The 12,256-nt window shown below is 41.1% G+C and carries 6 protein-coding genes and 1 pseudogene; all 7 read right to left on the bottom strand.

Going from position 1 to position 12,256, the window contains the following annotated elements; genetic code table 11:
• Positions 1-10: 10 nt before the first annotated feature.
• The 7 genes and pseudogenes from OCV57_RS02295 to OCV57_RS02265 all read right to left on the bottom strand — a co-directional run bounded on the left by OCV57_RS02295 (position 11) and on the right by OCV57_RS02265 (position 11,967).
• On the bottom strand, positions 11-2,401 hold the full coding sequence (locus OCV57_RS02295; RefSeq protein WP_242989196.1) for a RelA/SpoT family protein: 2,391 nt from the start codon (positions 2,399-2,401) through the stop codon (positions 11-13).
• A 1-nt stretch (position 2,402) separates the two neighbouring features.
• Positions 2,403-4,442 (bottom strand): single-stranded-DNA-specific exonuclease RecJ, encoded by a 2,040-nt coding sequence (gene recJ, locus OCV57_RS02290; protein WP_267300353.1) that lies wholly within the window; start codon positions 4,440-4,442, stop codon positions 2,403-2,405.
• A 151-nt stretch (positions 4,443-4,593) separates the two neighbouring features.
• Positions 4,594-6,702 carry a polysaccharide biosynthesis protein gene (locus tag OCV57_RS02285; RefSeq protein WP_242989197.1) on the bottom strand — a complete coding sequence of 703 codons (2,109 nt, stop codon included), beginning with the start codon at positions 6,700-6,702 and terminating at the stop codon, positions 4,594-4,596.
• A gap of 110 nt (positions 6,703-6,812) precedes the next feature.
• Positions 6,813-7,517, bottom strand: coding sequence for a CpsB/CapC family capsule biosynthesis tyrosine phosphatase (locus OCV57_RS02280; RefSeq protein ID WP_117923736.1), 705 nt, complete (start codon positions 7,515-7,517; stop codon positions 6,813-6,815).
• 19 nt (positions 7,518-7,536) lie between these two features.
• Entirely contained in the window at positions 7,537-9,030 is a 1,494-nt protein-coding gene (locus OCV57_RS02275) for a tyrosine-protein kinase domain-containing protein (protein WP_267300352.1), read from the bottom strand.
• A gap of 491 nt (positions 9,031-9,521) precedes the next feature.
• Positions 9,522-9,805: pseudogene (locus tag OCV57_RS14460) on the bottom strand (MATE family efflux transporter); the annotation flags it as partial.
• An 86-nt stretch (positions 9,806-9,891) separates the two neighbouring features.
• The gene (locus tag OCV57_RS02265; protein ID WP_267300351.1) at positions 9,892-11,967 is read right to left on the bottom strand and encodes a glycoside hydrolase family 3 C-terminal domain-containing protein; all 2,076 of its coding nucleotides are present in this window, start codon (positions 11,965-11,967) and stop codon (positions 9,892-9,894) included.
• Positions 11,968-12,256 lie beyond the last annotated feature (289 nt).

The following is a 12,256-nucleotide window of genomic DNA, read 5'->3' as shown; positions in this document are numbered from 1 at the left end:
CTGTCCTTTCTTATTTACCGCTTCTTTCAACAGAAATAACGTTCTTTATTTTCTGAAGCTTGTTTATAACATTGTTGAGCTGTTCCATTCCTGCAATGCTGACAGTTACGGAAAGCATTGCATTGCCGTTTTTCAGTTCCCTTGAGGTTGACTCATAGATAAAAATATTAATCATTGCAAGCGCTGACGAAACGTCTGCCAGCAGACCTATTCTGTCAACCGCAACGATATCCAAAGTACACTTGAAATAGCCCGTATGCTTTTCAGAACTTTCCCACTTAACATTTATCCAACGAGCGGCATTTTCAGGATCATCTTTCTGCGAAAGATAGTTCACGCAATCCTTTTTATGCACGGATATGCCGTGACCTCTCGTGATAAAGCCGACTATTTCGTCACCTGGAAGCGGATTACAGCACTGTGCAAACTTGATAGCGCAGTTGTCGATGCCGTCAACGATAACACCAGTGGAATTTTTGGAAGTCTTTATCTTATTTTCAAGGTCAGAAGTATCAGGCTGAGCCTTTTCACCATATTTCTTATTATACTCAGATTTCAGCCTTTGCATCACCTTTGAAAGCTGAACACCACCGTAACCTATGGCTGCAAAGAAATCATCAAGAGTATCACAACTGTGTCTGTGCATATCCATTTTGAGAAAGTCCTCAAGTTCTTCCTCAGGCACTCTTATATTATTTCTGCGGAACTCTCTTTCAAGAGCATTTCTGCCCTCAAAGATATTTTCCTCTCGTCTTTCCTTTTTGAACCATGAACGTATCTTGGATTTGGCTTCATTGGTCTTGCAGATATTAAGCCATGAACGGCTTGGACCATGACCTTCAACGTTGGTAGTAAGTATCTCGATTATCTCGCCTGTTTTTATCTGATAATCATAAGACACCATTTTCTTGTCTACCTTTGCGCCGCACATCTTATGACCCACCTGTGTGTGGATAGCATAAGCAAAGTCGATAACAGTTGAGCCAACAGGCAGTGTTATCATATCGCCCTTTGGAGTGAAAGCAAAGACGTCCTCAGGAGCAAGGTCATTTTTGATAGCCCTTACTATCTCTTCAACGTCGTTTGACTCCTGCTGTGACTCGATTATCTGTCTTATCCATGCAAGGCGCTGATCGTCCTTTGAGCTACCCCTTACGCCCTCTTTATATTTCCAATGAGCGGCGATACCGTATTCAGCCGTTCTGTGCATTTCCCATGTTCTTATCTGAACCTCGAAAGGTATTCCCTCTCTGCCGATAACAGTCGTGTGAAGCGATTGATACATATTAGCCTTAGGAGTGGAAATATAATCCTTAAATCTATTTGGGATAGGTCTGAACATATCGTGGATTATGCCAAGTACGTTATAGCACTCGGTAACTGTATTGACGATAATTCTTACGGCATAACGATCATATATCTGGTCTATCTCCTTGCCGTCACGATATACCTTTTTATAAATACCATAATTGCTTTTAACTCGACCCTCGATAAGGGGAACAGGGTCAAAATCCTTTTCAAGCCTGTCATGTATCTTGTGCTTGATGTTTTCAACAAGCTGTTCACGGCTGCCCTTTCTGAGCTGCATTTGCTCGTCTATCTCGGCATAAGCATAAGGATCAAGATAGTAAAAAGCAAGATCTTCAAATTCATCTTTAATTGAGCGTATTCCAAGGCGGTGAGCTATCGGTGCATAGATGTTCATTGTTTCATGGGCGATAGTTCTGCGTTTTGAATCTTTGCAATAATTAAGAGTACGCATATTGTGAAGTCTATCTGCAAGCTTTATGATAATAACACGAATATCCTCGCTCATTGCAAGGAGTATTTTTCTGATATTCTCGGCTTTCTGCTCGTCTTTGGTGAAAGTTTCTACCTTTTTCAGCTTTGTAACGCCATTTACAAGCATTGCAACGTCTGAGCCAAAATTCTTCTGTAATTCTTCAAGAGTGCATGGAGTGTCCTCCACAACGTCATGAAGAAGTGCTGCACAAATAGTATCAGTATCCATGCCAAGCTCCAAAAGAATATATGCAACAGACAGCGGGTGGGTTATATACGGCTCGCCAGACTCTCTTTTCTGATTGTGATGATACTTTTCAGCAAGTTCATAGGCGGAAACGATTTTTGACAGATCGTACTGCCTCTCGCCATCAAGTATTTTCTGAATAAGTGCATCAATGGAACACACCGACCTCTCACCTATATGCTCAGGCTTTGAAGCTTCAGGCACAGCGTCGGTATAGTCAGGCGAAGCCGTAGGAGCAGGCTTTTCTTCAAACTGCTCTTTAACCTCGGATTCGGCAGGAAGATCTTCTTCACTGACAGTTTTTATCTCAGGCATATTTTCTATCTTATCCATTTCAGCAGGATCAAGCAAAATATTCTCTTTATCTGACATTTTAGTTACCTGCCTTTCCAAGCATTTCATTCAGCTTAACAAGAGTTTCAGAGTCCTCAAGATTTACCTTTTGTTTCGGCACAACGTAGCTTATTTTCATAGTTGCGGGTCTGAACTCGATAAGACCCCTATCACGGAAAATATCAACGCAAATATGCAGTTTGCAATAATTCATGCTGTCGCTTGATATTTTCATGAAAAGATTATCCAACGTAATATTCTTAACTGCACTTATGTATTTATATACACCGATAAGCTCCTGCCTTGTCGGGATTATTTTTCTTATAAAACTTGCAGGAAGCTGTTCCCCGCGCATGAGCTTTTCATAACAATCCTTTGCCGCAAAATATCTTTCCTGCTTTACTCCACTCAATCTATGGTCGATAACTCTTATGGATATGGACTCACGGTTATTGAACACATTTATTCCAAGCTCCACGAGCATATCAAGCTTATCGCCAACTGCGAAACAAGCTTTTTCAGGTGCAAGGGAGAAAATAAGAGCCTGTCCTCTATAGCTTCCGTATGAAAACTCGATCTTTGTATGCTTGCCCTGTGACAGCGGTATTATCTTATCTACTCTTACTCCAAGCATTGCAAAAACGGGAGCTGGATTCTCTGCACCAAAAGGCTCCATTGCTGAAAGACCCTTTACATTATCAAGGTTGATATCCTGTGGCATAAGAAGCTTATCCGCTATAAGCTCAACGCTAGGGAATTTCTCCATAGGATCGCTGTATTCATACACCATTTGAGTGAACTTTTCGATGTTCTCAGCCTTCAGCGACAGACCTCCTGCACACTCATGTCCACCAAATTTATCAAGCAGCTCTCCGCAATGCTGAAAACACTTGAATATATTGAAGCCCTTTACGCTTCTCGCAGAGCCTCGTGCGTTTCCATCATCATCAATGGAGATTATAACATTTGGCTTTCCGTAAAATTCCAAAATGCGTGAAGAAACAATGCCAATAACTCCGTGGTGCCAGCCCTTGCCTGAAAGCACAAGCACTCTATGGTCAAGAGTTTCAGGGTGAGCGTTTATATGGTTTACTATTTCTGTCATTATCTCTGTTTCCGTCTGCTTGCGCTGGGCGTTAAGATTTAAAAGAGTGTCAACATAATTTTCAGCGTCCTCTGGGTCTTCGCTTAGAAGTGTTTTTACCGCTGTAAGTGGTGAGCCAAATCTGCCCGAAGCGTTTATAACAGGGGCAATCCTAAAAGCAATGCCTGTTGAGTCAAGAGCATTTCTATCAAGCTTTGCTTTATCTATAAGATAGTTTAGTCCCAATATTTCGGTGTTTGCAAGATATTCAAGACCACGCTTAACAATAGTTCTGTTTTCCCCTGTGAGTGGCACAACGTCCGCAACTGTACCGATAGCACAAATGTCGGCATACTGTTCCATAACAGTGTCGTAACTGCCACCGTCAAGTGCAGCACAAAGCTTGAAAGCTACACCAACTCCTGCAAGGTCTTTGTATGACGAAGGACAATCTGCACGATGCGGATTAACAATAGCCCTTGCCCTCGGAAGCTTCTCAGGCGGTTGGTGGTGATCTGTGATAACAAGTTCCATATCAAGCTCTGCAATACGTTCAGCTTCCTCAACCGCGGAAATGCCGTTATCCACAGTGACGATAAGCTTAACACCCTTTTCTGCAAGCATTTCAATAGCTTCCATGTTCATGCCATATCCAGCCTCACGCTCAGGAATATAGTACATAATGTTTGCGCCCATGCTTTCAAGATAGTTGTAAAGTATAGTGGTGGATGTAACTCCATCACAGTCATAGTCACCGTAAATACAAATAAGGTCATACTGATCAACCGCCTTGTTTATCACCTCGGCGGCTATAGCCATATCCTTTATAAGAAAAGGATCACTAAGTTCTTCGCCTTTAAAAAAATCAGCAAGGCTGTCAAAGTCAGTGAAACCCCTTGAAGTCATGACGTCTAGGGTAAGGCTTTTCAAGTCACACTTGTTCATAAACTCTGCAGTTTTCACAGGGTCAGGTCTGTTTATTCTCCATTTTTTCATATAGAAATAGTCCTTTACGCAAATTTACATTCATTATTCATTATACCACATAAACAGCCTTTTTTCAAGTAGCATCAAGAAAAAGTGTGAAATTTCAGGCATAAAAACAGCACCGCAGAAATCCCCGCAGTGCTGAAATATGGATCTTTTATTATTTTGCCGCAGAAACTGCAACATCGTTTCTGCCATATTTTTCATTACCTGTTGGTTTATCACCTACAGGACTGAATGTTGGAACGATCTTTTCGACCATTTCAACGATATTTTCGTCATTGTTATAGCTTGCACGAGCAAGCTCTCCAAGCTGACCAAGGAACGTTTCTGTGTCAAACGGTATAGGCTTTCCGATATGGATAAGCTCATTATCCGTTTTCATCATGCCCTCCTCTGCCATAAGCTTCTCCTCAAAAAGCTTCTCGCCAGGACGCAGACCTGAGTAAACTATTTTAATATCTACATCAGGCTTATATCCTGAAAGTCTGATAAGATTTCTCGCAAGTGTGTCTATCTTCACAGGCGCACCCATATCAAGGACAAATATCTCGCCGCCCCATGCGTATGTGCCTGCCTGAAGAACAAGGCTCACAGCCTCAGGTATAGTCATGAAATATCTTATGATATCAGGGTGAGTAACAGTAACAGGACCGCCTGCTTCTATCTGCTTTTTGAACAGTGGGATTACAGAGCCGTTGCTTCCAAGAACGTTTCCAAAACGAACTGCAACAAACTGTGTGCCATTTCTGTCCTTATTGCCAACGCTTTCGATCTTAACCGCTTCACTGCTCTCTATATTATCAACAGCTATCTCGTCTATCGGATCGTTCTCAAGCATACCGTCTGTCATTTCATCAACGTGTGCATGGAGCATAGGTAGAAGATCTGTTCTGCCTGCCTTGCTGATAGCGTCCATGCTCTGGATGACCATTTCGCAGAGTCTTTTACTTGCACCCATAATATTAGTAGGGTTTACAGCCTTATCAGTGCTTATAAGCACAAACCTCTTTGTGCCATGCTTCAAAGCGGCATAGGCTGTCTTGTATGTACCAACAACATTGTTTTTGATAGCTTCATTAGGGCTTGTTTCCATAAGCGGAACGTGCTTATGTGCTGCTGCGTGATAAACGATATCAGGCTTGTATTTTTCAAAAACGTCATTGATACGTCTGCTGTCACGAACAGAGCCGATAAGCGTCACAAGATTGAGTTTACTGCCATATTTACGTTTAAGCTCCTGCTCTATTTCATAAGCATTGTTTTCATAAATGTCAAATATTATAAGCTGTTTAGGCTCATGACCTGCTATCTGTCGGCAAAGCTCGCTTCCGATAGAGCCACCACCACCTGTTACCAATATGGTCTTACCCTTAAGGTGCTGGAATATCTCGTCCATGTTTACTCTGATAGGCTCTCTTCCAAGCAGATCCTCGACTGCAACAGGCTTCATCTTGCTGAGAAGCACCTCACCATTTGTTATCTGATAAACGCCCGGAAGCTGTTTCATCTCACAGCCTGTTTCCTTACAAATATTAAGGATATCCCTTTTGTTCTCAGGTGATGCAGTTGGAATTGCAAAAAGGATCTGATCAATATTATACTTTTTGACGCTTTCCATAATGCAATCACGGCCACCGACGATAGGAACTCCTCCGATATTTCTTCCCCACTTATTTGGGTTATCATCGATTATGCAGAGTGGTCTTGCATTTGCACGTTCTGACATCGTAAGCTCTTTAAGGATCATCTGACCCGAAGCACCTGCACCAATGACCATTGCATTATGCACTGCCACCTGATTTGTTACCTGTTTTGCTCTTAAAAGGGTGATATATCTATAGGCAAAACGCACTGCTGTTATAAGCACGAACTGAGTTCCCGCTCCTACTATATAGTAAGCCACAGGCATTCTCATGAAGAGTAATGTTATACCCACAGCCTGGAATATGGTAGTAACTATCGAGGCCAAAAAAATCCTTGACAGTTCGCCAATGCTAGCAAATCTCCACAAACTATTATAAAGCTTGAACACAAAAAACACCACAACACAGAAAGCTGTATATATTGGAGCAAACTTTACATAGGCAAGCATATACTCCTTAGGTATTGCAGAAAAAGTAAGGTCAAATCTGATAAAAAGTCCAAAAATGTAGGATAGATTTACGGCAACAATATCATAGAAACACAAAAAGAATGCAATAAGCATCCAATGCTTTATCTTTTTGTTTTTCCACACCTGAACTGTGTTTTCACTTGTTTTCTCCATAAATAAAACATACCTCCGCTCAATTAAAGCAATGAATAAGATCACACCATGGCCACCCCTCAATGGCACAGTGCAGGCTATTTATAATATCATCAATATTTTTTCTATACTTAAAAAGCAAACATTCTTTCTTCGTCAGCCATAGCAGACATGAGTACTTTATCAGAACGTCTTATATTTTCACTTCCAGATCTTTTAGCTATAAGATCAAAATTAGGTTTTCTATCATCAAGATTATGAGCATCGCTTCCAAAGACAAAATCTCTGCCACTTGAAATAAGCTTATTAACAAAACGTCTTGTGGAAAAATGCTCAAAAGCTTCTGCATTTATCTGAAAAACTGCATCCACAGACATCAGACTTTTCAGATCTGACTTTGAATAAACGCCCATATATCTATGTACATGGGCGATTATCGGAATAAGCCTTCGAGAATTTGCTATCTCGTCTATCTCCTCGACGATCCAACTGTTATACTGAGTGAATGGTGGTTCAAGAAGAATAAGTCTTGTTCCGCTGATACACAGCTTTTCAAGTTCTCCTAATACGCTGATGCCTTTTTCTATAGCCACCTCAGCACCAATATGTATATCCTTCACGGCAGGGTCAGATGCCATGAGCTTCTCATAAGCATTTTGCCGTTTGACAAGATAACTGTCTAAAGAAGCTTCCCTGTGCATATAAAAATGCGGTGTTGCCACAATTATACCTATGCCCTGCTGTTTCATCATTTTTATCATTTTAAGTGATGTTTTGATGCTGTCAGAGCCGTCATCAATATTCGGCAGTATGTGGCTGTGATAATCGGTAGTCAATCTAACATCTCCATGTCATTTAACTTTCGGCAGAAGTATCCTTCCCACCGTATTTATAGCTGTAGTCATATTTATACTTGTAGCTATACTTGTATCCGTAATGAGAACCGTTCTTTGCGGAAATATCATTAAGAACGAACCCAAGCAGATTGCAATCGCCTATCTCAAGCTTCTTCATAGACTCCTCTATCTCCTGATATGTAGTTCTGCCATATCTTGCCACAAGAAGAACGCCTGCGACCTCGTCTGCAAGGCTCATTACGTCAGTTACAGGAAGCAACGGGGTTCCGTCGACAATAACATAATCATACTTATGCTGAACATATTCAAGCAATTCACGCATTTTCTCAGAAGCAAGAAGCTCTGACGGGTTTGGAGGCAAAACGCCTGATGTAAGAACAGCAAAATTGCCATTCTTGGTTTCATGCACACACTTATCAAATGTGCTTTCACCACTCAGTATTGTTGAAAGTCCAACATTGTTTTTTAACTTGAAGTTTCTGTGCTGAACAGGTCTTCTCATATCAGCGTCAATAAGAAGTACCTTATTTTCTGTTTCAGCCATTGAAGCTGCAAGGTTTGCAACTGTTACAGACTTACCCTCACTTGGATTAGGGCTAGAAACGACAACTATCTTATTTCGTGTTGTAGAAAGTGTAAACATAAGGTTTGTACGCATTGTTTTGTAGTTCTCTACAATATTAAACGGTATATCCTTATTATTGAACAGAAGCTGTTTTTTTCTGTCAGCAGAAGAACCTTCATCCTTTTTAGAAGTCTTTCCACCAATATTCATTATCTCACCAACGATAGGCTTCTGATAAATTTCGCCAAGCTCATCAGAATTCTTTACAGTGTTGTCGAAGAAGTCGATAACAAGTATCACTAGAACAGCCACCATCAAGCCACCAACAAAGCCAAGGGCAACATTTTTAGTGGTGTTAGGAGAAACAGGTGTATTGTAAACTTCAGCATCACCTATCTTTTCAACTGAGCCTGCACCGATAACTCTTATAAGAAAGCTTGGAGCGACGTCAGCCATGATGTTACAAAGGTCAGAAGAAAGCTTTGCATTGGTTGTTGTGGCAGTTATCTGAAGTACCTCTGTCTGATTTACAGCGGTCATGCTATAAGCATTTCTCAGACCATCATTTGAAACCCTGCCGCTTGTTACAGTAAAATAAGGAGCAAGCTGTTCAGGAGTATACATCTCAAGAAGCTTATCACTTACCTCGTTCATTACCGGGTCATCAGTAAGTATAACAATGTAGGTCTGTACCAATGACTTTGAAGCGTTAATATCCTGTAAGTCAACATTAGTCTTATCCTGACCCGTTGATTGATTATCAGCACTTTTAACATACATTGAAACGTGTGACTGATACTGCTTACTCATAACAAATTTTGATACGAAAAGGGCCAGTATCGCACACACTATTGAAGCGGCAACGATATACCAAACCTTTCCGAGAAGAAGTACCAGAAGATCCTTGATAGTGTAATTTTTTTTCATTTGTATTATTCACCCTATTGTTGATATTTTCGTTATTTTCCCAAAAAATAAACCGTACAATAATAATTTTATCACATTCTATTCAAAAAGTCAACTTTAAACGATACGTTTTTTTGTATTTCAACAAAAAATTGGTTTTTTTGTTATAACATACAATAAGATAAACTAAATCAGTCAAGTATTTGTTGGAAAATCATATAAGCTGACAGCTTAATTTAACAATTATGAACGGCTACTGTAAAAGCCGCCATTACAGTCGTTCCAAAACTATTTACCAGTCCTTGTATCATAAGTATGCCGAAATTCATGACAGATTGCTGAACTGAGGCAACGGTCGACATTCGCACCACTTCACCAAAGCTGCAATCCTTCCAAGATTTTTTCATGAAGGATAGTCGCAAAAGAGGTTCTTCTGCAAGAGTGTAAAAGCAAAGTCCCACACCTGACAGGATAATTCTAACATAATCAGATGTCAACAACATTATTTTCATTGGAGTATGCAAAAGTTTCAAAATCTCATTGGAAAAGCACAATGTGATAGGCTCTGTCACCAAAGTAACAGAGCCTATCATCAGAAATGATATGTTCAAACAGCCTTTCAGGCGGCGTTCATTTCTTTCACCGAAACAATAAGAAACAAGCGAGCCACAGCCATGCACAGACATATTATGATCGAATAAAGAAAAGTCGTGAGGGTGTATGTGCCGCACACAGCCGCAAGGGCGTTTTTGCCAAGAAATCTGCCAACAATAAATGTGTCGGCAATATTATACACCTGCTGGAGCAGATTTCACAGTATCATCGGGCTTGAAAAAGCAAGAAGCAAGCTTATGATACTGCCGTTTGTAAGATCTCTTTTCATTATCGTTCTATCTCGATACTCATACAGTTTGTACCACTAAGCTGACAACTAAGTTCATCAGGCTGATGCGTACCAACATAGAGGGTGAATTCCTTTGCAAACTGTTTTCTCTCGCCGATATCTGACACTGTTGTGAAAGCTTTGTCAGGTATTTCGATTTCAACATCAAGCTTTTCACCTTTTTTGACAAAAATCCTCTTGAAGCCACACAGCACAGGATAAGCCGGAGCATTATCACAATGTGATTTAATGTAAAGTTCGATAACATCACATGTATCGGCACCGTTATTTTCTACCTCTACATTGACTTTGCCATCGTCATAACTAAGCGATGTAACAACAACATCTCCATAAGTAAGGCCATAGCCGAATGGATAAAGAATGTTATCTCTCGTGTACCTATATGTTCTATCAGACATAGCATAATCAGTAAAGCAAGGTAGCTTGTCGGCGCTATTATAGAATGTAACAGGCAGTTTCCCTGATGGCGACACTTTACCAAAAATAATATCCGCTATAGCCTTGCCGCCCTCTGAACCTGGATACCATGCGTGAATAAGAGCGTCACAATCATGTTCGATATTTATTGAGCTTCCTGCCGCACATACCACTATCATAGGCTTGCCGATCTTTGCGACACGCTTTATAAGCTCGCGCTGACTTTCAGGAAGTCTTAGATCGTTCTTGTCACCTGATGAAAACTCATTACCTGTGTCGCCCTCCTCGCCCTCAATAGTGGCGTCAAGACCAACGCAAAGTATCACAATATCAGAATTTGCCGCTGCCGCCTCAGCTTCGGCGTATCTATCCCCTGCCTGTGCAAGACCCGATACTCTGTCCTTATACAAGTGACAGCCTTCAGCATAAAGCACCCTGCCATCAAATGCGTCCTCGATACCCTCAAGGAAAGTAACATACCTGTCGGCTGTGCCGTTATAATTGCCCTCTAAAGCCGCTCTGCTGTCCGCATTTGGACCTATTACAGCGATAGTTGATATTGATTTTTTGTCAAGCGGAAGAATACCCTTGTTTTTGAGCAACACCATGGACTTCACTGCACACTGGTAGGATACAGCTTTATGCTCAGGGCAAGAAACAACGCTGTATGGTATGTTGTCATATTCCGTTGACTTGTCAAACATACCAAGTCTTATGCGAGTTCTCATAAGAGCAACACAGGAAGCCCTGATTTCATCTTCTGTCACAAGCCCCTTATCAAGAGCAGAAAGCAGGTGTACATACGTACAACCGCAGTTCACATTACAGCCTGCTTTAAGTGCCATTGCGGCCGACTCTACAGGAGAAGACGTCACCAAATGGTGTTCGTGGAAATCCCTTATTGCCCAGCAATCAGAAACAAAATAGCCATCAAAACCCCATTTGTCGAGCTTGCCCATTAGAAACTCACTAGCACATGACGGCTCGCCATTCACACGGTTATACGCACCCATTACACCCTCGACATTTGCTTTTTTCACAAGCTCCTCAAAGGCGTAAAGATAGGTCTCTTCAAGGTCTTTCCAACTAACCTCTGCATTAAATTCATGGCGAACAGCCTCAGGTCCGCTATGTACTGCAAAATGCTTTGCACAAGCGGCAGTTTTCAGTACCTTGCCACTGCCCTGCAAGCCTTTTACATATGCCTTGCCGCACTCTGCGGTAAGATAAGGGTCTTCACCGTAAGTCTCATGACCTCTGCCCCAGCGTGGATCTCTGAAAATATTTATATTAGGTGCCCAAAGGGTAAGACCTTTGTATATATCCCTGTCATCACGCTTTGAATACTCATTATACTTGGCACGAGCTTCTGTAGAGGTTATATCTGCCACTTTGAACACAAGGTCGGTGTCAAACATAGCCGCAAGACCTATTGCCTGTGGAAACATGGTGGCAACACCGCTTCGTGCAAGCCCATGGATACCCTCATTCCACCAGTTATAGGCAGGAATGCCGAGCCGCTCAACAGCAGGAGCGTCATATCTTAGCTGTGAAGCCGCCTCCTCTACGGTCATTTCATTTACAAGTGCTTCAGCTCTTTCCTGAGCTGAAAGGCTTTCATTGAGATAATTTTTCATATATCCTCCTTGCACATTACATCAATTATATTATACACAAGAATTATACACCATGGCATGATATCGTGTCAAGGCGTATAATTATAATAATTAATGTAGAAATTATATCTAAATGCTTTGAGATCAGCTTTGACAAAAATCATAAAAGCACCAAAACAGTAATGTTATAAGTCTTTTATTTGAGAATGCCGAGGATCTTTCGTATTTTCCAGCAATATACAATCGCATGAAATAGCGCATATACGCACTTATACATAACTATTTCAAATTATCGTAAAAATATTTGCTT

The sequence above is a fragment of the Hominimerdicola aceti genome (assembly GCF_025567495.1).
Classification (GTDB): Bacteria; Bacillota; Clostridia; order Oscillospirales; family Ruminococcaceae; genus Hominimerdicola; species Hominimerdicola aceti.
The sequence above is the reverse complement of the archived record's forward strand: the minus strand, read 5'-3'. Positions and strand labels throughout refer to the sequence as shown.